This window comes from Bradyrhizobium sp. 25ACV, assembly GCF_054863005.1.
Genome location: NZ_JAVAYO010000005.1, coordinates 189,801 through 214,100, shown reverse-complemented (window position 1 = coordinate 214,100; position 24,300 = coordinate 189,801). Strand labels below are relative to the sequence as shown.

Below are 24,300 nucleotides of genomic sequence, written 5' to 3'. Positions count from 1 at the left end.
TGGATCCATTCGCTACTCGCCATTCCCTATTCGCCGCCTCAATCGATCTTGCGCGCCTCTTCCGGCAGCATGATCGGGATGCCGTCACGGATCGGATAAGCCAGCTTGGCGCTGCGCGAGATCAGCTCCTGCTTTGCAGAATCGAACTCCAGCGGGCCCTTGGTCAGCGGGCAGACGAGAATCTCCAGCAATTTGGGATCGACACTGGCTTCGGGACGTTCGGTGGACGCGTTCATTGGAGTCTCCGGCAATCGGTTGCCTCTAGCACAGAAATCCGCGCCCGCCCATCGCGGCTGCCAAAGCGTTTTCCAGCGCAGTAGGTTACCGGTTCGCGCAAAGAAAACGCGTCAAAATAAGAAATCTACGCGGAGACCATCGTCAAGACCTCGTCGAGCAGGGCCCGCAGCCGTGCTGCCGGCACCGGCGCGCCTGACAGGGCGAAGCCGAGGAATGTCCAATACAGGATCTGCGCCCGGGCCTGCGCGGTTGCCGGGGTGAGCCCGCGTTTTTCCAGCAACCCCTCGATATAGTCGAGCCGGCGGCGGTCGATTGCGCGCACGGCCCCTTGCGCGGCCGCATCGAAGGCCGCCCAATTGCGCACCGCGCGTTCGAGCTCGAGCCGCGCGCCGAACGACCTCCGCAGCAGCGCCTTGAGCGGTTCGTCGCTGGCGGCCTCGACATCGGCGATGATCCGCTCGGCCGCGATCTCGCGCCAGCGCTTCAGCACCGCGGCCTGGAACGCGCGGAGATCGGCGAAATGCCAATAGAAACTGCCGCGCGACACGCCCATGGATTTTGCCAACGGATCGGCCTTGAGCGCGGTGAAGCCGCTTTTGGCGAGCGCCTTGAGACCTTCCTTGATCCAGTCGTCGGCGGAGAGCTGTTCGGTCATGTCAGTTTCCGGGATCAGACCATACACTAGTGTATTGACAGGCCGCGGACCAGCGCTTATTTCACCATACACAGATGTATGGACGACTCTTCGGGAGCCATGACGATGCGTGATCTCTTGCTCCAGTGCGCCGGCGTCCTGACCATTGCCGTGGCCCTCATCCACGGTTACCTCGGCGAGGCCAAGGTGTTCGTCCGGGCCCGCATCGAGCCGGAACGGCTGCGCACCCTGATCCGCCTGGTCTGGCAAGCCTCGACCGTCGCCTGGATTGGCGCTGGCGTCCTCCTGATCGCGGCGCCCTGGATGGGCTCGGAGCCGGCGCGGCACTGGATCGTTGCCACCATGGCCTGCGTGTTCGGCTTCTCCGCTCTCGCCAACGCATGGGCTACGCGCGGCCGGCACTTCGGCTGGATGATGCTCAGCGCGGTCGTCGTACTGGCGGTTGCGGGCTACTAGCTGCGCGTGAGGCGTAAGGCCGCAGAGGCGCGCCAAATCTGCACTGCGCACGGAGAGCACTCAACTTTTTTCGGATGTTAGAACTTATCTAAAGCGATCCATGCGCGAACCCGATTGACTTCACCTCCTCCTTTGCTTCCTTCGGTCCCGCTCGCGGCTCGCGTAGCGCGCACGACAGAGGAGGAGACGTTCGTGAAGGTCATTCGTGTTGTTGCCATTGCACTGACGGTTGGAATGGGCATGGGGTCGGCGGCCATGGCCGACGGATTCAAGGATTGCACCAAGCTCGACAAGGCGTCATGGAAGCCGGCCAGCGAGGCCGAAGCCAAGGCCAAGGCGCTCGGCTACGAAGTGCGTCGCTCCAAGATCGAAGGCTCCTGCTATGAGGTCTACGGCGTCAAGGAAGGCAAGCTTTACGAGCTGTTCTACAGCCCCGAAGATCTCAGCCTGAAGCACACGATCGCCAAGTAAGGGTCATCCTGACTTGATCGAAGAAGCGGTGCCAGAAGCGCGCGGGGTGTCCGACGGGACCCCCGCGGATCGAGCCGCGCCGCGGACGATTGCAGTCTGGGATCTCCCGCTGCGCCTCTGGCACTGGGCGTTTGCAGCGAGCATTCTCGCCGCGTGGTTCACGCCCACCGTCTATGATCGGCTTCATCGCATCGTCGGCTACACGGTGCTTGGGCTACTCGCTTTCCGCCTCGTCTGGGGCTTTTGGGGAAGCCGCTATTCGCGCTTCCGCATGATCAGAGTGAGGCTTCGGGCGGCGCCAAGCTATCTCTGGAACCTGCGCCGCGGCATCACCGGCCGCTACATCGGGCTCAATCCCGCCGGCACGTTGATGCTGGTGGCGCTGCTGGCTTCGCTCGCCGTCTCGACGATCACGGGCGCGATGTCGGTCACCACCACCTTCTTCGGCATCTGGTGGGTCGAAGACACCCACCATTATTCATCGGATGCGGTCATCGTCCTGGTCGTGCTCCACGTCGTGGGCGTGGTGCTGATGGGACTTCTCCAGCGCGAGAACCTGATCCGCGCGATGATCACCGGGCGCAAGCGCATCCGCGGCCATCATTAGTCAGGGCCGGTTCAGTTCCAACGGATGCAATCACGGGCTCGCTCAACCGCGTAGTTTCACGGGACTAGAACCGTCCGAACCCGCATAATTACGCGAACTGGCGCCATTTGTCGCGAAGCATTTACCTCCCGATAGGCATACAACTGGGCATTGTAGAAAATTAACGCGGACAAAGCCCGATCGGATCAATTCTCGGTAGTATTGACGAGGGAGCGATATTGAATGTTCCGCGTTTTTACCTGCCTCACGGCGGAGCACGACTGGCGGCTTGTCATGCTCGCTGGCCTCGTGTGCTTCGTTGCGAGCATTGTGGCCGTCAGCATTTTTCATCGGGCGATCGCCTCGCGAGCCTGGGCGCGGCTGATCTGGATTGCGATTGCCGGCGCGGCCATCGGCTACGGAATCTGGGCAACGCATTTTGTCGCAATGCTCGCCTACGAGCCCGGCGTCCCGACCGGTTACGGCCTCGTGCTGACAGCGCTGTCGCTCGCTGCGGCGATGATCCTGACCTCAGGCGGGTTTGGCGTTGCCGTCAACAATTCCGGCCGTTGGCGCGCAGCTGCCGGTGGCGGCATCATCGGCGCCGGCATTGCAAGCATGCACTACATCGGCATGTGGGCCCTCGAGGTGCCGGGTCGTGTCACCTGGTCGCCGGGGCTGGTGTTCATCTCGATCGTCCTCGGCATGGTCCTGGGCTACGTCGCGCTCGCGGTTGCCTTGGGCCACAAGAGCAAGTCGGGGACCTTCGCCGCGGCGCTGCTGCTGACGCTCGCCATCGTGTCGCATCATTTCACGGCCATGGGGGCCGTGCAGATCGTCCCAGACCCGACGCTGGCAAACGACACATTGTCGCTTTCGCCGAGCTTCCTTGCCGTGGCAATCGCGGGTGTGGCCCTATCGGTGCTCGGGATGAGCTTCGTCGGCGTGCTGGCGGATCGCCGCCTTGCGACCAGAACCAGCAGATTTGAGGAAATCATCAGTGAACTTTCGCGCGCCAGGCAGCAGGTGGAAGATTCGCAACAGGAGATCCAGGACCAGAAGCTCAGGCTGGATACGGCCATCAACAACATGGTCGAGGCTCTCTGCATGTTCGATGCGGAGAGGCGACTTGTGGTCTGCAACGAGCGCTATGCCCTGCTCTATCAGCTGCCGCCGGAACTGCTGAGAACGGGGACCCCGCACGCCGACATCATCAGGCATCGCGTCGTGACCGGCATTCTCAAGAGCGACACCAGCGAGGGCGCAGCCGAGCAGTTCCTGTCGAAATTGGCCGCGTTGCCGTTCGATGCGGTCTCTAGCAGAATCGACGAGTTCGCGGATGGTCGGTTGATCTGCGTGACGCGACAGCCTATGGCCGGCGGCGGGTGGGTGGCCACGCATCTTGATGTCACCGAGCAACGCCGGTCCGAGGCCAGGATCGCGCATATGGCGCAACACGATGCGTTGACCGATCTGCCAAATCGCGTGCTGCTCAGAGAGCGGATGGAGCACGCCATTGCGGTTACGCGCAGCGGCGGCGTCGATCTGGCCGTGCTCATGCTCGACCTCGATCGCTTCAAGGAAGTCAACGACACGCTCGGACACCCGGCAGGCGATTCCCTGCTGCGCGCCGTTTCTGCGCGTCTGCGCGAGTGCACCACGGAAACCGCGCTGATCGCTCGACTGGGCGGCGACGAGTTCGCCGTGATCGACTACGTGACCAACCCGGCCGTCGAGGCCGCCACCCTCGCCGAGAACATCAGGAAGGCGCTTTGCGAACCCTTTGATCTCGGCGATCACCGGGTCACGGTGGGCACCAGCATCGGCATTGCCATCGCGCCGCGCGATGGCAATGATTCCGACGTGCTGATGAAGAGCGCGGATCTCGCCCTCTACTCGGCCAAGAGTGGTGGACGTGGCGCATTCCGCTTCTTCGAGCCTGAACTCGACCAGCTCATGCATGCGCGACGCAACCTGGAGCGCGACATGCGGGAGGCGCTTGCTGGCCGCGAATTCGAGCTGCACTACCAGCCATTCGTCAATACCGCGACCGGCGAGATCCGCGGCTTCGAAGCCTTGCTGCGCTGGCATCACCCGCGGCGTGGCCTGGTCTTGCCCGGCGAATTCATACCGCTCGCGGAGGAGGCCGGCTTGATCGTGCCGCTGGGAGAATGGATCTTGAGGACGGCCTGTGCGGAAGCCGCCAAATGGCCTGCCCACCTCAAGATCGCGATCAACCTGTCTCCCGCTCAATTCAGGAGCAAGGAGCTTGTCCCGGTCATTGTCGATGCACTGGCGAGTTCGGGAGTTTTGCCACACCGGCTCGAGCTCGAGGTCACCGAGACGGTGATCATGCATGACAGCGAAGCTGTATTCGCAGCACTTGGTCAATTGCGCGAGCTCGGCGTGCGAATCGCCCTGGACGACTTCGGCACCGGCTATTCATCGCTGAGCTTTCTGCAAAGATTCCCGTTCGACAAGATCAAGGTCGACCGCAGCTTCGTCAACGAACTGTCCAGCGCAAGGGCAGACGCGCACCATCTCGCGCGAGCAGTCGTTCGCTTCGCAGTCAGCCTCGGCAAGACGACGACCGCCGAAGGCGTCGAAACGAAGGAGCAACTGGACGTCCTCCGTGAAGAGGGGTGCGTCGAAACGCAAGGCTACTATTTCGGTCGGCCGATGCCCGCATCCGCCATTGCGAAAATGCTGAGGCGAGGTGACAAGCGAGGTGACAAGACAGCCGTCTGCGCTGCGTGAGCGCCCGCATCCTCACTGCAGCGGAGGATCCCCGCTGGTGCGCTTCTTGGCGAGGTCCATCTCCGTCACCGCGATCAGAATCTCGGCGCGAGTCTTCAAGTCGGGCGCTTCCAGCATGGCCTGCTTCTCTGCGGGGCCATAGGGCGACATCATCGCCAGCGCGTTGACGAGCGCTTCGTTGGGCGCGCTTTCGACGCCTTCCCAGTCGACCTTGAGATTGTTGGCCTTGAGGAAGTCCGCCAGCACCGTCAGCAGCGCCTCGCGGTCGACCTCGTCCTCGCCCATGCGCGCGGTGAAGTCGTCGACGAAGGCGAAGAAATCCACCTTGCACTGCCGGTAGGCGGTGAGCACCTCGAGCTCCTCGACCACCTTGAAGCGCGAGACGCCGGTGAGCTCGAGGATGTAGCGGCCGTCGCCAGATTCGGCGAGCTGGGTGATGCGGCCGACGCAGCCGACGCGGAACAGGGTCGGCTTGTCGGAATTCTTCGGCGAGTGCGCGACATCAGGCTGGATCATGCCGATCAGGCGATGGCCGTCGCGGAAGGAATCGTCGACCATCGACAGGTAGCGCGGCTCGAAGATGTTGAGCGGCATCTGGCCGCGGGGCAGCAGCAGCGCGCCCGGCAGCGGAAACACCGGAATGATCTCCGGGAGGTCGGCGGGTCCGCGATATTCGATGTTGATCGGCATCTGGTCCCGGTCCCCGCTGACTTGGTCAACCGCCCCTACGAAAACAGGATCGTCGACAAGCGCTTGCGTCCCTCGACGGTTGCATCATCCGTGCCGCCCCAGGCTTCGAAGAACTGCACCAGCTGCTTGCGGGCGCCGTCGTCGTTCCATTTGCGGTCGCGCTTGACGATCGCGAGCAGCTGCTCGGTAGCGGCCGCACGGTTGCCTTGCGCGTTGAGCGCGGTCGCGAGGTCGAATCGGGCCTGATGATCGAGCGGGTTTGCGGCGACTTTCTGTTCCAGCTCGGCCACCGGTCCGAGCGATTGCGCCTGCTCGGTGAGATCGATCGCGGTCTGCACGGCCTTCACCGCGGGGTCGTTGCGCTTGGATTCCGGCACCATGGCGAGCGTCTGCTTGGCCTGCTCCATCGCGCCGGAGACGGCATAGCATTTTGCGAGGCCCGCGAGCGCCGCGATGTTGGTGGCATCATGCTGGAGCACCTCGGCGTAGATCTGCGCTGCCGCAGCCGCATCGCCCTCGGCGAGCACGGCTTCAGCCTCCTGCAGGATCTCGGCGATATTGGGCTCGCCCGGCGCGGTCACGCCCTTGGTCAGCTTTTCGATGAAGGCGTTGAGCTGGCTCTCGGGTACCGCGCCCATGAAGCCGTCGGCGGGCTGGCCGTTGACGAAGGCGATCACGGCCGGGATCGACTGGATGCCCATCTGGCCCGGGATCGCCGGGTGCTGGTCGATGTTCATCTTGACCAGCTTGACCTTGCCCTTGGCCGCCTTGACGGCCTTTTCGAGCAGAGGGGTGAGTTGCTTGCAGGGGCCGCACCACTCCGCCCAGAAATCGATCAGCACCGGCTGGCGCTTCGATTCCTCAATGACGTCCTTCACGAAGGTCTGGGTGGTGGTGTCCTTGATCAGATCGGCCGCAGCCGGGCCCGCCGCTCCGTTACCCTGGTCGATGATCGTCACGGGGATCCCCTCGTCTATGTCCGGAATGGCGGGTCTTTAGCACGCCGCCACACCTTATGCTCGCTGTCGGCTCCTAAATTGGGCCGCGACGGCCGAATTTCAATCCACCGAGGCCGATTCGCCAGTTCCGGGACACTTTCGGGCCATTTCGTCGCATTCAGGCTCCATATGGGGCCCCAAGAACCGAATCTAGATCGCCGGTAGCTGTTGCATTCCCCTCCCGGTTTTGGCATACGACAGCCGTTGCCGGCGCGTCACGCGACCGACACAGGATGCGGGTGTAGCTCAGTGGTAGAGCACGACCTTGCCAAGGTCGGGGTCGAGGGTTCGAGCCCCTTCGCCCGCTCCAGTTTTTCCCAAAGCATCCAGCGGATCCGGACGGAAACGTGGTTCGCCACGCCGCTCGCGGCTGTCCTGGGTTCGCAATGACAATTCTGGTCACCGGCAGCGCAGGCCACCTAGGGGAAGCCATCCTCCGGACTCTCCGGGCGCGCGGTTCCCCAGCGCGCGGGCTCGATCTGAAGCCATCGCCCTTCACCGACGCGGTCGGCTCGATCGTCGATCCCGGCTTCGTCCGGGCGCAGATGGACGGCGTCTCCACCGTCATCCACACCGCGACGCTGCACAAGCCGCATGTGGCGACCCACGGCAAGCAGGACTTCGTCGACACCAACGTCACCGGCACGCTCAACCTGCTCGAGGCGGCGGCGAGCGCCGGCGTGCGCAGTTTCGTCTTCACCAGCACCACCAGCGCGTTCGGCTCGCAGCTCCGCTCCGGGGCGGGACAGGCGGCGGTCTGGGTCACCGAGGATCTGCCGTCGGTGCCGAAGAACATCTACGGCACCACAAAGCTGATGGCCGAGACCCTGTGCGAGCTGTTCTATCGCGAGCGCGCCCTGCCGGTCGTCGTCTTGCGGACCTCGCGCTTCTTTCCGGAGGACGATGACGATCCGGTGACGCGCTCGGCTTACGCGCTGGAGAACGCGCAGGCCAACGAGCTGCTCTATCGCCGGCTGGACATCGCGGACGCCGTGAGCGCGCATCTGCTCGCCGCCGAACGTGCCCCGAAGATCGGTTTCGCCCGCTACATCGTCTCAGCCACCAGCCCGTTCGAGCTGCGCCATCTCACTGCGCTCGCGCGCGATGCAGCCGGTGTCGTGCGCGAGCTCTATCCGGATTGCGCGCAGCTGTATGCGGCGCGAGGCTGGAGCCTCCTCCCAGAGATCGACCGCGTCTATGTCAACGAACGCGCGCGGCGCGAGCTGGGCTGGCGGCCGGAATTCGACTTCGCGCATGTGTTGGACAGCCTGCGCACTGAGCGCGATTTCCGTAGCCCGCTGGCGCGTGAGATCGGCTCGAAGGGTTATCATGACACGGCGTTCGACGACGGGCCTTACCCGGTCGCATAGTAGGCGCCGGATTTGCTATTTTGCTCGACGCGTCAGATGTCTGTCCGATCTCGCCGGGAGCGAGCCGCTTGAGGGTTGTTTTCGCGTTTTTGTATAACCACCCCCCTCCTGCCGCCTGCTAAACGATCCGCGCGCCAATTGATTCCGCGCTGCAGCGAGAGCGGCGTTCGTTCGTTGACATTCCGTCTCAATTTTTCCGGAGCGTAACGGCGGCGCACGCGGCCGGCTTCTCACCGTTCGCAGATGTGCTAACCTTTTTGCGTCTGTCGTCCCGACGGACCCAAACTTCGCCTCTCGACTAGCAAAATAAAATAATGCGCAGCCCTGACGGCTGCCTTAGGGGAGTGACGCGATGAAGTTCCATCGATCCGTCTTTCAATCCGTTCTGGCGCTTGCAGCGGTTGCCTTTCTCGCGGGGACCGGCGCTGGCAATGCGCAGCAGCAGGACAAGAACCGGGCGCTGAAGAAATACGAATCCGGCACCAAGGAGTTCTGGACCCATCCGCCCGATGACTGGTTCCTCGGCGACGAGACCGAGGCGCAGAAGGGCCTCGCGCCGCCCTCGGGTCCGCCGACCGGCGCGTCCGATGCCGAGCTCGCCAACATCGTCAAGAAGATCAAGCTGCCGGCGGGATTCAAGATCGAGGTCTACGCCTCGGGCGTGCTGGCCGCGCGGCAGATGGCCTGGGGTGACAAGGGCACGCTGTTCGTCGGCTCGTTCGGCCTCGGCAACGTCTATGCCATCAAGGACAACAACGGGAAGAAGGAGGTCAAGACCGTCCTCAAGGGCCTCAACATGCCCACCGGTCTCGCCTTCAAGGACGGCGCGCTCTACGTCATCGCCGTCGACAAGCTGATCCGCTACGACAACGCGGAGGCCAATCTCGACAAGCTCGGCGACGGCAAGGTCGTCTATGACGACATGCCGTCCTATGCCGCGCATGGCTGGAAGTACATCGCGGTCGACAAGGAAGGCTGGTTCTACATTCCGTTCGGACCGCCCTTCAACGTCGGCATCCCACCGACCAGCGTCTCGCAGATCCGGCGCGTCGATCCCAAGACCGGCAACGCCGAGATCTACGCGCTCGGTGTGCGCAACTCGGTCGGCGGCGACGTCGATCCGCGCACCGGCAAATTCTGGTTCACCGAGAATGCCCGCGACTGGATCAGCGACGATCTGCCCTCAGACAAGCTGAACATGATCAACAAAATGGGCGAGCATTTCGGCTATCCCTACTGCCACCAGGGCAATCTGCCGGACGACAAGTTCGCGATGGGCCACAAGTGCTCCGAGTTCACGCCGCCCGTGCTGAACCTCGGCGCGCATGTCGCTCCGCTCGGCATGAAGTTCTATACCGGCGACCAGTTCCCCGCCGAGTACAAGAACAACATCCTGATTGCCGAGCACGGCTCCTGGAATCGCCACAAGTACCAGGGCGGCCGCATCATGCGCGTGATCGTCGGGCCTGATGGCAAGAATCCCAAGCAGGAGGTGTTCGCCTCCGGCTGGATCGAGGGCGACCAAGGCTATCTCGGCCGCCCCGACGACATCATCCTCGCCAAGGACGGATCGATCCTTGTCGCCGACGACTGGGCCGGCGCGATCTACCGCATCAGCTACAGCAAGAAGTAACGCGCACACGATACGAGGCTGCGGTGGCCGGACGGTGCCGCAGCCTCTTTCATTTCAAAGCCACGTTGTCGTTCCTGATTGCGCGCCAGCGCAAGTGCGGAACTCATAACCACGAACCGGGGTTATGGATTCTCCGATGCGCAATTGCGCATCTTAGCTCGTGCTCCGCACGCCCCGGAATGATCCAGATAGATCGGAATTCCCACGATGCGCTGCCAGTTTTCTTCGTACGCCATCGGCGCGCTTTCGCTTGCAGCGCTCGCATTCGTCCCGGCTCAGGCTGCGGACAATGCCGCGATCAAGGAGAAGGCTGCCGTCTGCTCCGGCTGTCACGGCGAGAACGGCATCTCGCAGACGGAGAATATCCCCTCGCTGGCTGGCCAGCCTGATCAGTTCATCCAGTGGCAGCTCGTGTTTTTCCGCGCGGGCTCGCGCAAGAACGAGCAGATGCAGCCGATCGTCGAGGAGATCACCAACGAGGACATCCGCAATCTCGGCGCTTATTTCTCGCAGCTGACGCCGCCGAAGGGACCGGAGGACGGGGATCCCGACCTGTCGAAGAAAGGTGCGCAAGTTGCCGCAGGCCGCCGCTGCGCCTCATGCCATACGGACAGCTTCGCCGGCACCAAGGGAGTGGCGCGACTGGCTGGCCAGCGCGAGGAATATCTGGTCAAGTCGTTGCACGACTACAAAGCCGGCCAGCGCGTCGGCGGCGGCGTCGCCGCGATGGCCGATGTCGCCTATCACATGAGCGACGAGGAAATCACCGCGATCTCGCACTATCTCGCGCATTTGAAATAGTGCGGAGCTGCCGCCACAAGCTCCGCTGTCGTCCCGGATCTGCGCTGCGCTTGTCCGGGACGACAGTGGAACGGCGAGGCTGCCTACCCCGCCCGCTGCTTCTCATACGCCTTCAAATGCGTGTAGGCGATGCGCAGCTTGGGCACCGGGACCTTGGCGGCATCGGCGCGTGCGATGAGATCACCGATGACATGATCGGCTTCGACCGGCAGGCCGGCCTTGATGTCGCGGAACATCGAGGCCGTCATCGGCGAGCCCTCGGCGGTGAGGTTGCCCTTCACTCGCTCGAAGAACGGCCCGCCCGGCGTATAGCCCGACGCGGTGGCGATCGCGCTGGTCTCGTCCAGCATGCCGAGCAGGAAGTCGCGGCCGCCGGGCGCGGCGAGGATGTTGCCGACAGAGGTGCGCATCAGGCTGGTGGAGGCCGCGAGCGAGGACAGGAACACCCACTTCTCCCACATGTCCTGCATGATGTTCTGGCTGGCGGCGGCGCCGGTGATGCCGCTCTTGAAGGCCTCGTCGATCGCCTTGACGCGATCTGACAGCTTGCCGTCGCGCTCGCCGTAGTTCAGCGACTGCATCGGTTGGAGCTGCACCACCTCGCGCTTCTCGTTCAGGGTCGCCGCGATGGCGCAGAGGCCGCCGAGCACGCGCTCCTTGCCGAATTTGGCATCGAGGATATCGAGATGCTTCATGCCGTTCAGCATCGGGATGATCGCCGTGTCAGGTCCGACCGCCGGCGCAAACGATTTGATGGCGTCGTCGAGATCGAACGCCTTGCAGCTCAAGAGCACGACGTCGAACTTGTCCTTGAGAGCGTCGGCTTGCACGGTCGGCGGATTCTTCAAGGTCACATCGCCATTCGGGCTCTTGATGATGAGGCCGGCGCTTGCGAGCTCGCCGGCGCGGCGCGGCCGGACCAGGAAGGTGACGTCGCGGCCGGCTTGCAACAGCCTGCCACCAAAATAGCCGCCGATGGCGCCGGCGCCGACCACGAGGATACGCATGGGATGCTCCATTGTTGCTCTTGATTATTGCTGTTGGCGGCTACTTATAATCGTCATTGCGAGCGAAGCGAAGCAATCCAGAATGTTGCCGCGATCACATTCTGTCGCCGGAGAATGAGCGGCTAGGTCCCGAGCACCATCTCCTCGACCTCGCGTAGCTGCTCCTTGCCGAAGAACATCTCGTTGCCGACGAAGAAGGTCGGCGAGCCGAACGCGCCGCGGGCGACCGCTTCCTCGGTGTTCTTGATCAGCCTGCCCTTCACCTCGGGTTCCTGGCTGCGGGCGAACAGCTTCTGGGCGTCGAGCCCGGAGGAGGCCAGCGCCTTCGCCGCGATCTCGGGATCGTCCATCTTCTTCGGCTCGCGCCACATGTGGTGAAAGGCCGCCTCGACGTATTTTTCGAATACGCCCTCGAGCTGTGCGGCAATCGCCGTGCGCATCAGGTTCAGCGTGTTGATGGGGAAGTGCGGATTCCAGACATAGGGCTGGACATGGAAGCGCTTGATGAAGCGCTCGGTCTCGACCTGATGGAATTCACGCTTGTTCTTGATGCCCGCGAGCGTCTCGGCGGGCGACTTGTTGTTGGTCGACTTGAAGATGCCACCAAGCAGGATCGGCACATATTCGAACTTGACGCCGATGCGCTGCTCGATCGCGGGGATCGCGAGGTGGCTGAGATAGGCATTAGGGCTGCCGAAATCGAACAGGAATTGCGGGGCTGTGCGGGTCAAATCGTTCTCCGTGACCTACTTTTTTAATCTGGCTTTTCCCGTATTGTGACGCAGCGTGCCCTGCGGGTCCACCGTTTAATGATGAGCATAATACTCTGGAAATCAGACCAGCCGCCGGATCGCCCGCTTGCGCCAGACCATGAGGTAATAGCCCATCTGCAAGGCGAACATGGCGCAGAAAACGATGGGATAGGCGGCCCACACGCCCGCAAGGCCGATCGTGTGGCTCAGGATCACTGCGGCCGGCAGCTCGATCGCGAGGATCGCGAAGATGGAGAGCAGCATTGGCATCAACGCGACGCCGGCCGCCCGCATGGCACCTGAGAACACTGTGGCGAGGCCAAACGGCACCGAGCTCCACAGGGCGATATTGAGCAGGCCTTTCGCCAGATCGAGCACGGCGGCATCGGTGATGAAGATGCCGAGGATTGCGCGCGGCGCGAGATAGATCAGCGCCACGAGCCCGCCGGTCAAAACGAGGTTGAAAGCGAGCCCGGTCCGCACGATGCCGTCGAGCCGGGCTCTGTCGCCGCTGCCGACAGCCTGTGCACCGAGGATCGAGACCGCGATCGAAATCGACATCGCCGTGAACTGGGTGTAGCCCATCACCTGGTTGACGGCGCCATAGGCCGCAGTGGCCTCCGATCCAAAGCGGTTGACGAGGCCGAGCAGAACCAGCTCTGCGATCGCCATCACCACCATGCCGATAGCGCTCGGCAATCCGATGCCGAGGATCTTTCCGAGCATGGCGCCGTTGAGCCGCAGGTGACGCAGCAGCGCCGCGTCCGGCGCGAGCGCGTGTTTCTTTCGCAGCAGATAGAACGCCAGCACGATCAGCGTGAGCGCGTTCGAGATCGCGGCCGCCCATGCCGGGCTGGTGATGCCGGCCGCCGGCAGTCCGAACGACCCACGGATCAACATCGGCGTCAGGATCAGCCCGATCGTAGTTGACAGAGCCAGCGCCAGCAGCGGCGTCAGCGCGTCGCCGACGCCGCGGATCATCGCCGTCATCAGCAGGAAGATGAAGCCGAGCGGCATCGTCAGCAGCATGATGCGCGCATAGGCGCTGGCCTGGTCGAGAATGTCCGCGGGCGTGGCGAGCGCCATCATCAGCTGACGGCTGAAGAGCCCGCCGGTCAGCGCCACTGAGATTGAAAGCAGAAGGCCGACCGCGAGCGTCGTGCCTACGACGCTCCTGATCCGGCCGTGCTCGCCCGCGCCAAAGGCCTGGCCGATCAGCACGGTCGCGCCGGTGCTCAGCCCCATGACGAAGGCGAACAGGAAGAACATCACCGGGAAGAACACTGAGGCCGCCGCGAGCGCGTCAATGCCGATCATCTGGCCGAGATAGACGTTGCTGACGGTGCCGAACAGCGATTGCAGCGCGTTGCTCAGCATCAGGGGTGCGAGGAAGCGGAGGAATGTTGTCCAGAGCGGCTTGGGGGCAGACATGGATTGGCCTTTCATCAGGGCGTGCGAAGCCGTTGCCGCGCAATGCGCGGCTCGGCCGTCGATGGGAACGTGAGAGAGCGCGCGCGGTTTACGCGCGGTCGCTGTAGGCGAGCTTGACGATGTGGTCGCGGATATCGGTCGGCCAGTCCGCGATCAGCCCGGTGAAGCGTCGCCGGTCATCGGCAAACAGCGCGCGCGAGGCTTCCTCGAACTGCGGCAGGTTGCCCGCCATGGTCGACATGAAGTGATAGGCCGCCTCGCGCGCCTGCCGCTCGCGGTCCTTGTCGCCGCTGGCGCGCCTGGCCTCATCGACGAGCTTGCGCAGCGCGACCGAGGCGCCGCCAGCTTGCGCGTTGAGCCACTCCCAATGCCGCGGCAGCAGCGTCACCTCGCGCGCGACCACGCCGAGCTTCGGCCGGCCGCGGCCGCGCGGCTCGCTCGGTGGCATGCTCTCCTCGACCGGCGGCGGCACAAGCTTCGCCAACCGCGCCAGCACCTCGCGATCCCCGCCGCGCAGATCGAAGTCGATCGATCGGCCCGTGCCGTCCTCGAAGATGATGATGGGCTCGTCCGGCCGTTGCGCCACCCGCTTGACGACCAGCGCGACCTCGCCTGCCGGCCCCGACACCAGTCGGCGCTGCCCCTGGAAGGCGGTGAAAATCTTCTGCATTGGAATCATTGCCATTTTGACGACGGTGGGTCATTTAATACCCGGGTAAATTGTCGGCGTCAATATACCCGGATGAAAATATCCGCACCGATGGCTCGACATTGTGATCCCGGGCTGGCACGAACGGCGCCGCGACTGAGCACGCCTAGCCACTAAGCCTTGCCCTGGGGACCTTGCCGATGCTGACCGTTCACCACCTCAACAATTCCCGCTCGCAGCGCGTGCTGTGGCTGCTCGAAGAGTTGGGCGTGCCTTACGAGATCGTGCGCTATCAGCGCCAGCCGGACATGCGGGCGCCGAAGGAGCTGCGCGCCATTCATCCGCTCGGCAAGTCGCCCGTCATCACCGACAACGGCAACACGATCGCCGAGTCCGGCGCGATCATCGAATATCTCATCGCGACCTACGGCAACGGCCGGCTGATTCCACCGCCGAACACGCCGGAGCGGCTGCGCTTCACCTATTGGCTGCATTATGCCGAAGGGTCCGCGATGCAGCCGCTGTTGCTGAAGCTCCTGTTCACGCTGATGCCGAAGCGCGCGCCGGCGCTGCTTCGTCCGCTGGTGCGCAAGGTCTCGAACCAGGCGCTCACCACGCTGGTCAATCCGCAGCTCAAGCAGCACATGGATTACTGGGAAGGCGAGCTCGGCAACAGCGAGTGGTTCGCCGGCAACGAGTTCACCGCAGCCGACATCCAGATGAGCTTTCCGCTGGAAGCGGCGCAAGCGCGCGGCGGGCTCGAGCAGGGCCATCCCAAGGCGATGGCGTTTCTCGAGCGCATCCACGCGCGGCCGGCATATGCCCGGGCGCTGGAAAAGGGCGGGCCGTACCAGGTGGGACGGTAGTTAGTCATGTCGTCGAGCGCCTAGCCCGCCGCGTAGGCCCAGTACGTCCGGCGCTCCGGCGTGTACATGCCGCGATAGCGCGTGACAGCGACCGCTAGCGGATCCGCGCTCCCGTGCCATGCAGACGACGTTGTTACTGCCCCGCAGCTTCTGCGCCGCGCGTGCGCGGATCGGGCGCGCCGAGCGGTCCGTTGGGTGTCACGACAATCGAATTGACCGACGTCTGCCCCATCGGCTCGACGATGACGTGGCCCATCGCCTTCAGCTTACCCAGAACATCGCTGGGAAAGCCGCTCTCGACACGCACTTCATCCGGCAACCATTGATGATGCAGCCGTGGCGCTGCGACGGCGGCCGCAACATCCATCTTGTAGTCGAGCACGTTGACGATGACCTGCAGCACGCTCGAAATGATGCGGCTGCCGCCGGGCGAGCCCGTTACCAGCACCGGTTTGCCGTCCTTAAGCACGATGGTCGGTGACATCGAGGACAGCGGCCGCTTGCCGGGGCCGGGCAGATTGGCCTCGAAGCCGACGAGACCGTAGGCATTGGAGGCGCCGATTGCGGCGGTGAAATCGTCGAGCTCGTTGTTGAGCAGCACGCCGGTGCCGTCGGCAACGAGGCCGACGCCGTAACTGAAGTTCAGCGTATAGGTGTTGCTGACGGCGTTGCCGCTGGAATCGACGACGGAGAAATGCGTGGTGTTGCTGCCCTCGCGCGGCGAGGGAGCCGCGGAAACGAGCTCCTTCGACGGCGTGGCGTGTTCGGCGGAGATGCCGGCGCGCAGCTTGGCGGCGTAGTCCTTCGCGACGAGCGTCTCGATCGGCGCGTTGACGAAGGCGGGATCGCCGAGATAGCGCGCGCGATCCGCGTAGGCGCGCTTCATCGCCTCGATCAAAAGATGCAGCGATGCCGACGATCCCTGCTTCAGATCGGCGAGCTGAAAGCCCTCGAGGATGTTGAGCGTCTCCACCAGCACGACACCGCCCGACGAAGGCAGCGGCATCGACACGATGTCATAGCCGCGATAGGTGCCGCGCACCGGCGCGCGGATCACGGCCTGATAGGCCTTCAAATCGGCGGGCGTCATGATGCCGCCGGCGTCCGTCACGGACTTGGCGAGCTTTTCCGCGACCGGCCCCTCATAGAAGCCACGTGGCCCCTGTGCGGCGACCGCCGACAGCGTTTCAGCGAGATCGCCCTGCACCAGCCTGTCGCCTTCGCCCAGCGGCGTGCCATCGGGCCGCGAGAAGATTTTCGCCGAGGAGGGCCAGCGTGCCAGCCGCCGGTGCCAGGTAGGCAGCGTGTCGGCCATATCGTCGCCGACGGCGAAGCCGTCGCGGGCGAGCGCGATCGCAGGCGCAAGCAATTGCGCTAGCGTGAATTGCCCCGAGCCGTATTTCTCCAATGCCAAAGCGAGGCCCGCGACCGTGCCGGGCACGCCGACGCCGAGCGCGGAATCCCGTGACTTCGCAACATCGGGCTTGCCGTCGGCGCCGAGGAAGATTTGCGGCGTGGTCGCCGCCGGCGCCGTCTCGCGGTAATCGATCGTGATGTCTTCGTTGCGGTCCGCGGAATGGATCACCATGAAGCCGCCGCCACCGATATTGCCGGCACGCGGATAGGTCACGGCCATTGCAAAGCCGGTCGCGACCGCGGCATCGACCGCATTGCCGCCGCTCCGCAGGATATCGGCACCGATCTGCGCAGATATCTTCTCCTGCGCGACGACCATGCCGTGCTCGGCGGCGACGGCGCGTACCGTGTCAGACGCGGCTGGGACATAGGCCCGTCGCGCATCCTGGGCGGCTGCCGGTGACAGACCAAACGCCAGGGCGGCTATGAAGGCGAAAAATGTCCGCCTTGTCGAATATGACGACATCATCAAGCTTCCGCCGTGGCTTCGAACCAGTTCACATGCCTCGCTGCAATGCTATACGGTTTGCCCCAAGAGAGGCAAAACTGTTCGTGATGAGGACTGCGTGATGACGACGATTGCCCCGGATGTGCGCATGGCCGGCGTGGCGCGGACCTATCCGCCGCGTGCCGCCGTCGTCAGCTGGATTTTCTTCGACTGGGCCGCGCAGCCATATTTCACACTGATCACGACCTTCGTGTTCGCGCCCTATTTCGCCACCAGCATTGCGCCGAACGCCGCCACCGGCCAATCGCTGTGGGGATTTGCGATGGCGGCCGCGGGCCTTGCGATCGCGTTGATGTCGCCGGTGCTGGGGGCCATCGCGGACGCCTCGGGCCGCCGGAAGCCGTGGATCGCCGGGTTCGGTGCGCTGCTGGTGGCGGCATCCTGCACGCTGTGGATCGGCAAGCCCGGCGATCCCTCCATCATTCCGCCCCTGCTCACCGCAGTCGCGCTCGCCAGCGTCGGCGCGGAATTCGCCACCCTCTTCAACAATGCAATGATGCCGACGCTGGTGCCGCCGGAACGGATCGGGCGGCTCTCCGGCACTGGCTGGGCCACCGGCTATGTCGGCGGGATCGTCAGCCTGATCATCGTGCTCGGCTTCCTCGCGGCCAATCCGCAGACCGGCCGCACATTGCTGGGCTTCACGCCGCTGTTCGGGCTCGATCCGGTCAGCCATCAGGGCGATCGCATCGTGGGCCCGCTGACCGGGCTGTGGTTCATCGTGTTCGTGACACCGCTGTTCCTGTTCACGCCGGATTATCCGGCGAAGCGCCCGGTGCGCGAGGCGTTGCGTGAGGGGCTGTGGGAGCTGAGGCAATCGATCAGAGGCTTGCCGCAGCAGAGATCGCTGGCGGCGTTTCTGCTCGCCAATATGATCTACACGGATGGTCTGGTGTCGCTGTTCGCCTTTGGCGGCATCTATGCCGCGGGCACCTTCGGCTGGCACACCATCCAGATCGGCACCTTCGGCATCATGCTCGCGATTGCCGGCGCATTTGGCGCATGGTTCGGCGGCAAGCTGGATGATCGTCTCGGGCCGAAGCGCGTCATCGCCGGCAGCTTGCTCGTGCTGCTGCTGTCCGTGGCGGCAATTCTCCTGGTCGACAAGGACAGTGTGTTGTTCATCAAGGTCGCGCCGCCGCAAGCAGACGCTCCCTTGTTCTCGAGCGCGGCCGAGCGCGCCTATCTCGTGCTGGGCTGCCTCATTGGCGCGGCCGGTGGTCCACTCCAGGCGGCCTCACGCACGCTGCTGATCCACCTCGCACCGAAAGACCGCATCGCGCAGTATTTCGGCCTGTTCGCGCTGACCGGGAAGGTGACGTCCTTCATCGGACCGTTGCTGATCGGCATGATCACCGCGGTAACCGCAAGCCAGAAGGCCGGCATGGCCGTGCTGGTGGTGTTCTTCGTCGCGGGGCTCGGGCTGTTGATGCGGGTGAAAGACTAGCTAACTCTCGCCGTCGTCCCTGCGAACGCGGGGACCCATGCCGCGTGATCTCTCGTTGGCGCGACGCGGCCAATACCGCGGACCAAACTTCTCCCTGTGGTAATCGCGACGAGCGCAAGCGCTCGCGCGGAGGTCCCGGATCGGCGCGCGCTTAGGGCGCGCTTGTCCGGGACGACGTGTGGTTAGATTAGTGCCGGAAATGCCGCGTGCCCGTGAACACCATGGCGATGCCGTGCTCGTCGGCGGCCTTGATCACCTCGTCGTCGCGCATCGAGCCGCCGGGCTGCACCACCGCGGTGGCGCCGGCCTCGATGCAGGCGAGCATGCCGTCGGCGAACGGGAAGAACGCATCCGACGCCACAACCGAGCCCTTGGTGAGCGGCTCGGCGAGCTTCAGCTCGTTCGCCGCATCCTGGGCCTTGCGCGCCGCGATCCGCGCTGAATCCACCCGGCTCATCTGGCCGGCTCCGATGCCGACGGTGGCGAGATCCTTGGCATAGATGATCGTGTTGGACTTGACGTGTTTTGCGACCCGGAAGGCAAACTTGAGGTCGCGCATCTCCGCGTCCGTGGGTGCGCGCTTGGTCACGATCTTGAAGGTCATGTCGTCGACCACCGCGTTGTCGCGGCTCTGCACCAGCAGGCCGCCCGCCACCGTCTTGGCAGTGAGGCCGGGCGCGCGCGGATCGGGCAGGCTGCCGGCGAGCAGCAGCCGCAGGTTCTTCTTGCCGCCGATGATGGCGATCGCCTCCTCGGTGGCGTCGGGCGCGATGATCACCTCGGTGAAGATCTTTGTGATCTCGCGGGCCGTATCTGCGTCCAGCGGACGATTCATCGCGATGATGCCGCCGAAGGCCGAGGTGGAATCGCAGGCCAGCGCCTTGCGATAGGCGTCGACGAGGTTTGATCCCTCCGCGACGCCGCAGGGGTTGGCGTGCTTGACGATGACGCAGGCAGCGGTGCGCTTGGCGTCGAACTCGCCGATGCACTCATAGGCCGCATCGGTGTCGTTGATGTTGTTGTAGGAGAGCTCCTTGCCCTGGAGCTGCCGGGCGGTGGAGACGCCCGGGCGCTTGTCGGGCGTCGCGTAGAACGCCGCGGTCTGGTGCGGGTTCTCGCCGTAGCGCAGCGACTGGATCAACTTGCCGCCGAAGGCGCGGAAGTCGGGCGCGTCGATCTCGAGCTGGCGATTGAACCAGTTCGAGATCGCGGCATCGTAAGCGCCGGTGCGCGCGTAGGCCTTCGCAGCAAGCCGCCGGCGCAGTTTCAGCGTGGTCGCGCCCTTGTTGGCGGCGAGCTCGTCGAGCACGGCCTTGTAGTCATCCGCCTCGACGACAACGGCGACGTCGTCATGGTTCTTGGCGGCGGCGCGGATCATCGCGGGGCCGCCAATGTCGATGTTCTCGATGCAATCCTCGAAGCCGGCGCCTTTGTCGACGGTCGCCTCGAACGGATAGAGATTGACGACGAGAAGATCGATCGGCGCGATGCCGTGCGTCTTCATCGCATCCGCATGCTCCTTATTGTCGCGGATCGCGAGCAGGCCGCCATGCACCTTCGGATGCAGCGTCTTGACGCGGCCGTCCATCATCTCGGGGAAGCCGGTGAGGTCGGAGACATCCTTCACCTTGAGGCCGGCCGCGGCGATTGCTTTCGCCGTGCCGCCGGTCGAGACCAGCTCGACATCATGGGCGGCGAGCGCCTTTGCGAATTCGATCAGGCCGGTTTTGTCGGAGACGGAAAGCAGCGCGCGGGTGACGCGGCGGGGATGGTCAGTCATGAGCAAGATTCTCTGTCTTAAGGAGTGTCTATGCCCAGGCGCGCGGCAGATATGTGTCGCGCTTCCCGATGGTGCTCCATCCAAGGTCGCCAGTCGCGCGAGCGAGGGCTCGATAGCAGTTTTCGGCGTGCTTCACAACGATCAGATGGGGCCGAATCCGCGCGTTTACAGCGGAAGTTCCGGTTCGCGCCGGGCGTTGCGGCGGGCATTGGTAACGGTCGGCGATGCCGTGGAGCGGATAAAGCTCCAGCGGATCGAGGGCGCCTGCCGCGCGTCCTGCCGGATCACGATCTGGGCGGTGCGGCGCGGCCCGTCATTGCCGGCCAGGAACACGCTGTCCTCGAGGTCGACCTTGTCGTCGAGCGCCTCGAAGGTCCAGACGTCGCGGTTCGGCAGCACCAGCATGACGCCGCGCGCATCCGACAGCCGGCTCGCCTTCACTGCCGGATGCAGATGGAAGCGCAGCGCAAAGTCAGCGTCGGCGCCCTTGAAGCGTCCGCCCTGCGGCGGCGACAGCGTGTCCTCGCCGTCGATGCGCGCGCCGTCATTGGCGATCATCAGCACGCGGCGGTGGATCGCGCCGAATTTGGAAAGATAGCCGTCATGCGAGGTCGTGAGCAGCGTGCCGTTCTGCACGATCTCGCGATAGCTCTCGACCTCGACGGGCCCGCTGGTAACAGGCGAGCCGTGCAGGAGCCGCTTCATCGCCGACATCTCGACGAACTGGCACGAGGAGGTGTCGTGATAGGTCAGTGTCGAATGCGCCGCCGTGCCACGTGCGAACGGCCGCCAATTGTCGCGGCCCGTGGTCGGCATGCCGCAATTGGTGACGATACGGCTGATGCCGGAAGACAGTTCGAACGACAGGCAGCCGGCATGGGCATCGTGGCTGACGCCGGCTGGCGGCGGCGGGCCGGTGTCGATGATCACAGTGGTCTGGCCGGCATCGAGGCGCTGAAAGCCGGTATGCGGCATGTTCGCCATCGGCGCGCCGTGGGTGTCGTCATAGGCGAGCAGCGTTGCGAGCAGGTCGGACGATGTCGCGCTCATGCCGTTGAACAGCGCGAAATTTCCGTCGCCGTGCCGGAAGAAGCGCAGCATCGGCATCATGCGGTCGATCGCGTTGAGCAGCGCCGGCGGCGGTGCGATGTTGCGCGCAGCAAACGTCTGCCGCAGCGGCAGCAGATCGATCAGGAGGTCGATCAGCGCGCCCGGATTGCGCGAGATGTGTCCGCCGTCGGGCAGGATCTGCCGCTGCAATTCGTCCGACAGTTTTTTCGATGCGCTGCGGATTTGGCCGGCCTGGTTGGCGAGGCACAAGGCCGCATAGCACAGCGCGATCAGCACCTGGAGCTTCGGCACCCCGTCGGGAATGTTGACCATGGTGTAGCGCAGGAAGCGGATCTCGCGCGTGAGGGCGCGCAGGTAACGGCGGTAGAACTTGTTGTCGGTCTCGTTGAGCACCAGCGGCGCCTGCGACAGCAGCGAGATCACGCGCCGGGCCAGCACGTCGGCGCGTCGCGCGACCAGGCGACGCTTGTTGGCGGGGTTGGCGATCCAGTCCTCGATCAGCGCGCGCGCATTCGCCCGTGTCAGCGCAGTGTCGGCGGCGCGCAAATGGCGCAGCCAGCCGAAGCCGAGCAGCGCGACTTCCCAATCCTCCGACGGCGGCTCGAGATCGAAGATCGAACGGCCGTGGCAATTGACGATCTTGCCGGCGAAGACGAAGCGGCCGGCATAGATTTCAGCGGCGCGAGTCGCATCCGCGGTGCGCAGATCATGCGGCGCGATGATCAGCCGATCGGTGCGACCGGGCCAGACCCGCGACAGCGCAACGGAACCGCCGCTCGCGCGCGCGAGCATGTTCCGCGCGAAGCGGTTCATGACCAGCGTCGAGATACGTCTGCGTTGAGCGACCGACACGCTTTGCCTTGAAGGGGGAGAGGATTCCGACGAATCCCTATTAATCCCAAAATCGGACGTCTGACACCACCTTGAACGTGTGCGAATCAGCGTCGCGGTCGCAAAATCCGGTGCAAAATCAGGATTTAACGAGCCGGGTCGCGAAAAATCCGTCGAGCCCGCCGAGCTTGGGATCGACGTTCGGCAGATGGCTGGGCAGGGTGCGCAGATCGCCGTCCCCTGTGATGATTTCGTCCAGGCCCGCGACCTCCGCGGCCTCGATCGGGACGCGGCGAAGCGCAGGCTCGCTCGCCAGCAGCGTCGCCACGGCCTGCTCGCCCTCTTCGGGTTCCAGCGAGCAGGTACAGTAGACCAGCGTGCCGCCCGGCTTGAGCAACGATACCGATTTTCGCAGCAGCCGCTGCTGAAGCACCGTCATGGCGGTGACATCGGATTCCTGCCGCAGCCACGCCACATCGGGATGACGGCGGATCGTGCCGGTCGAGGTGCAGGGCGCATCGATCAAAATACCGTCGAAGCCATCGGCGGGGCCGGCCCATTCCACGGCGTCAGCGACGACGGTCTCGGCCTGGAGCGACAGCCGCGCCAAATTTTCACGCAGCCGCGTCACCCGGGCCGGCGAGCGGTCGATCGCCGTGACGTGCGCGCCGGCATGCGCCAGTTGCGCGGTCTTGCCGCCGGGGGCGGCGCAGAGATCGGCAATGGACTTGCCCTTGACGTCGCCGAACAGCAGGGCCGGCAGCGCGGCGGCGGCGTCCTGCACCCACCATTGTCCCTCGGCGAAGCCGGGCAGCATGGTCACCGAGCCGTGCAGCAGCATCCGCACCGTTCCGGTCGGAAGCGTCTCGCCGTGCAGGCGGCTCGCCCATTGCGCGGCATCCGACTTCACGGTGAGATCGAGCGAGGGCTCGTGGCCGAGTGCCAGCGCCATCTCCCTTGCGGTTGCTTCGCCATAATGCGCGCTCCAGCGCGCGAGCAGCCATGGCGGCAGATCCAGCGATTGCGCGGCGACCTCCTCGACCAGCGCCGTGCCCTCGCGCGCGCAGCGGCGCAGCACGGCATTGACGAGGCCGGCATAGCGCGCGGCGCGCCGGTCGGATTGCACGAGGCGAACGGAGAGGTCGACGGCCGCGTGATCCGGCACGTCCATCCAGAGGATCTGCGCCGCGCCGATCAGGAGCGCGCTTTGCGCGCGCGGCGCATCGGAGGGGATGCCCTTGTCGAGCAGGCGGGACAGCACATGGCCGAGCGTGCCGAGTCGACGCAGCACCGTGGCGACCAGGCGCCGCATCAGTGCGCGGTCGCGGTCGGCCAGCGTCTTCAGTCCGGGATGGGCGCCGCTGCCGTCGAGTTGGTCATCGAGCGTACGGTGCTTGTGCAGCACGCCGTCGACGATGTCGGCGGCAATCCGTCGCGCCGCGAGACCGGGCACTTCGGACGGAGGGGCGAAACGTTGAGATGGCATGCGGAAGCAAGGTTCTGAGCGAGCGGCAGTTCCGCCGCAATGGGCGCATGCCTTGAGAACCCAACCTCTGGCACGCGAATATGCCAAATGTAAGAATCGCTTCCGGCTTTTTCAGCCCTTCCGGGCCGATTTCAGGAATGCGTTATTGGACATCGCGTTGCGGCTCGTCCTGCGCTAGAAAGCCTGGCGATGAATGACCAGCCTCCCGTTTCCGACCGCAAGCAGCTCACGCCGGCAGCCCAGCGCGCGCTGGCCGAAGCCGAGGCGCGCCGGCAGGCCGCAGCCGTGCAGGCCCTAGAGGCCGGCAAGGCGGCGCCGAAGGAGTTGCAGGGGCCGAAGGGACCCGAGCCGACCCGCTACGGCGACTGGGAGCGCAAGGGCATCGCCTCCGACTTCTGAGCG

22 protein-coding genes, 1 tRNA gene and 1 riboswitch are annotated in these 24,300 nt (G+C 64.6%); of the genes, 11 read left to right on the top strand and 12 right to left on the bottom strand.

The window, feature by feature from the left end:
• Positions 1–38 precede the first annotated feature (38 nt).
• Positions 39–236, bottom strand: a complete 198-nt coding sequence (locus RAD04_RS13790) for a Trm112 family protein (RefSeq protein ID WP_028139353.1) — start codon at positions 234–236, stop codon at positions 39–41.
• Positions 237–361: 125 nt separating this feature from the next.
• Complete coding sequence (locus RAD04_RS13785; RefSeq protein ID WP_461624223.1) at positions 362–892, bottom strand: TetR/AcrR family transcriptional regulator; 531 nt, start codon at positions 890–892, stop codon at positions 362–364.
• A gap of 105 nt (positions 893–997) precedes the next feature.
• Here RAD04_RS13785 and RAD04_RS13780 point away from each other — a divergent pair, with 105 nt between their 5' ends.
• From RAD04_RS13780 to RAD04_RS13765, 4 genes are all read left to right on the top strand, one after another.
• Positions 998–1,348: a hypothetical protein gene (locus RAD04_RS13780; protein ID WP_461624222.1), complete on the top strand. Its 351-nt coding sequence runs from the start codon at positions 998–1,000 to the stop codon at positions 1,346–1,348.
• Between the two features lie 192 nt (positions 1,349–1,540).
• Positions 1,541–1,819 (top strand): PepSY domain-containing protein, encoded by a 279-nt coding sequence (locus tag RAD04_RS13775; protein WP_018323571.1) that lies wholly within the window; start codon positions 1,541–1,543, stop codon positions 1,817–1,819.
• 13 nt (positions 1,820–1,832) lie between these two features.
• Positions 1,833–2,426 carry a cytochrome b/b6 domain-containing protein gene (locus RAD04_RS13770; RefSeq protein WP_461624221.1) on the top strand — a complete coding sequence of 198 codons (594 nt, stop codon included), beginning with the start codon at positions 1,833–1,835 and terminating at the stop codon, positions 2,424–2,426.
• Positions 2,427–2,648: 222 nt separating this feature from the next.
• Positions 2,649–5,162: an EAL domain-containing protein gene (locus tag RAD04_RS13765; protein WP_461624220.1), complete on the top strand. Its 2,514-nt coding sequence runs from the start codon at positions 2,649–2,651 to the stop codon at positions 5,160–5,162.
• A gap of 12 nt (positions 5,163–5,174) precedes the next feature.
• Here the strand turns inward: RAD04_RS13765 and RAD04_RS13760 are convergent, their stop codons facing one another.
• Both RAD04_RS13760 and trxA read right to left on the bottom strand, forming a co-directional pair.
• A complete protein-coding gene (locus RAD04_RS13760) occupies positions 5,175–5,852 on the bottom strand; it encodes an LON peptidase substrate-binding domain-containing protein (protein ID WP_461624219.1) in 678 nt (225 codons plus the stop codon).
• 35 nt (positions 5,853–5,887) lie between these two features.
• Positions 5,888–6,811 carry a thioredoxin gene (gene trxA / locus RAD04_RS13755; RefSeq protein WP_461624218.1) on the bottom strand — a complete coding sequence of 308 codons (924 nt, stop codon included), beginning with the start codon at positions 6,809–6,811 and terminating at the stop codon, positions 5,888–5,890.
• A 274-nt stretch (positions 6,812–7,085) separates the two neighbouring features.
• Between trxA and RAD04_RS13750 the strand changes: the two genes are divergently transcribed.
• The 4 genes from RAD04_RS13750 to RAD04_RS13735 all read left to right on the top strand — a co-directional run bounded on the left by RAD04_RS13750 (position 7,086) and on the right by RAD04_RS13735 (position 10,654).
• Positions 7,086–7,160, top strand: a tRNA-Gly gene (locus tag RAD04_RS13750).
• A gap of 76 nt (positions 7,161–7,236) precedes the next feature.
• Positions 7,237–8,220 (top strand): NAD-dependent epimerase/dehydratase family protein, encoded by a 984-nt coding sequence (locus RAD04_RS13745; protein WP_461624217.1) that lies wholly within the window; start codon positions 7,237–7,239, stop codon positions 8,218–8,220.
• 352 nt (positions 8,221–8,572) lie between these two features.
• Positions 8,573–9,853, top strand: a complete 1,281-nt coding sequence (locus tag RAD04_RS13740; RefSeq protein WP_461624216.1) for a PQQ-dependent sugar dehydrogenase — start codon at positions 8,573–8,575, stop codon at positions 9,851–9,853.
• A gap of 207 nt (positions 9,854–10,060) precedes the next feature.
• The gene (locus RAD04_RS13735; RefSeq protein WP_461624215.1) at positions 10,061–10,654 is read left to right on the top strand and encodes a c-type cytochrome; all 594 of its coding nucleotides are present in this window, start codon (positions 10,061–10,063) and stop codon (positions 10,652–10,654) included.
• Positions 10,655–10,737: 83 nt separating this feature from the next.
• On the opposite strand, the gene panE is transcribed toward RAD04_RS13735, so the two are convergent.
• The 4 genes from panE to RAD04_RS13715 form a co-directional block, all read right to left on the bottom strand.
• A complete protein-coding gene (gene panE / locus RAD04_RS13730) occupies positions 10,738–11,661 on the bottom strand; it encodes a 2-dehydropantoate 2-reductase (RefSeq protein ID WP_461624214.1) in 924 nt (307 codons plus the stop codon).
• A 122-nt stretch (positions 11,662–11,783) separates the two neighbouring features.
• Positions 11,784–12,392, bottom strand: a complete 609-nt coding sequence (locus RAD04_RS13725) for a 2-hydroxychromene-2-carboxylate isomerase (protein ID WP_461624213.1) — start codon at positions 12,390–12,392, stop codon at positions 11,784–11,786.
• A gap of 102 nt (positions 12,393–12,494) precedes the next feature.
• A complete protein-coding gene (locus RAD04_RS13720) occupies positions 12,495–13,844 on the bottom strand; it encodes an MATE family efflux transporter (protein ID WP_461624212.1) in 1,350 nt (449 codons plus the stop codon).
• 88 nt (positions 13,845–13,932) lie between these two features.
• Positions 13,933–14,529, bottom strand: coding sequence for a DUF2239 family protein (locus RAD04_RS13715; protein WP_461624211.1), 597 nt, complete (start codon positions 14,527–14,529; stop codon positions 13,933–13,935).
• Between the two features lie 164 nt (positions 14,530–14,693).
• Here RAD04_RS13715 and RAD04_RS13710 point away from each other — a divergent pair, with 164 nt between their 5' ends.
• The gene (locus RAD04_RS13710) at positions 14,694–15,359 is read left to right on the top strand and encodes a glutathione S-transferase family protein (protein WP_461624210.1); all 666 of its coding nucleotides are present in this window, start codon (positions 14,694–14,696) and stop codon (positions 15,357–15,359) included.
• Between the two features lie 133 nt (positions 15,360–15,492).
• On the opposite strand, the gene ggt is transcribed toward RAD04_RS13710, so the two are convergent.
• Complete coding sequence (gene ggt, locus RAD04_RS13705) at positions 15,493–17,244, bottom strand: gamma-glutamyltransferase (protein ID WP_461624209.1); 1,752 nt, start codon at positions 17,242–17,244, stop codon at positions 15,493–15,495.
• A gap of 100 nt (positions 17,245–17,344) precedes the next feature.
• Between ggt and RAD04_RS13700 the strand changes: the two genes are divergently transcribed.
• A complete protein-coding gene (locus tag RAD04_RS13700) occupies positions 17,345–18,730 on the top strand; it encodes an MFS transporter (RefSeq protein WP_461624208.1) in 1,386 nt (461 codons plus the stop codon).
• A gap of 187 nt (positions 18,731–18,917) precedes the next feature.
• On the opposite strand, the gene purH is transcribed toward RAD04_RS13700, so the two are convergent.
• The 3 genes from purH to RAD04_RS13685 form a co-directional block, all read right to left on the bottom strand.
• The gene (gene purH / locus RAD04_RS13695) at positions 18,918–20,510 is read right to left on the bottom strand and encodes a bifunctional phosphoribosylaminoimidazolecarboxamide formyltransferase/IMP cyclohydrolase (protein WP_461624207.1); all 1,593 of its coding nucleotides are present in this window, start codon (positions 20,508–20,510) and stop codon (positions 18,918–18,920) included.
• Positions 20,511–20,535: 25 nt separating this feature from the next.
• Positions 20,536–20,617, bottom strand: a riboswitch (ZMP/ZTP riboswitch).
• Positions 20,618–20,675: 58 nt separating this feature from the next.
• Positions 20,676–22,394 (bottom strand): heparinase II/III family protein, encoded by a 1,719-nt coding sequence (locus RAD04_RS13690; RefSeq protein WP_461624206.1) that lies wholly within the window; start codon positions 22,392–22,394, stop codon positions 20,676–20,678.
• 157 nt (positions 22,395–22,551) lie between these two features.
• Positions 22,552–23,898: an RsmB/NOP family class I SAM-dependent RNA methyltransferase gene (locus RAD04_RS13685; protein ID WP_461624205.1), complete on the bottom strand. Its 1,347-nt coding sequence runs from the start codon at positions 23,896–23,898 to the stop codon at positions 22,552–22,554.
• Positions 23,899–24,087: 189 nt separating this feature from the next.
• On the opposite strand from RAD04_RS13685, the gene RAD04_RS13680 reads away from it, so the two are divergent.
• Positions 24,088–24,297 (top strand): DUF1674 domain-containing protein, encoded by a 210-nt coding sequence (locus tag RAD04_RS13680; protein ID WP_461624204.1) that lies wholly within the window; start codon positions 24,088–24,090, stop codon positions 24,295–24,297.
• Positions 24,298–24,300: the final 3 nt, after the last annotated feature.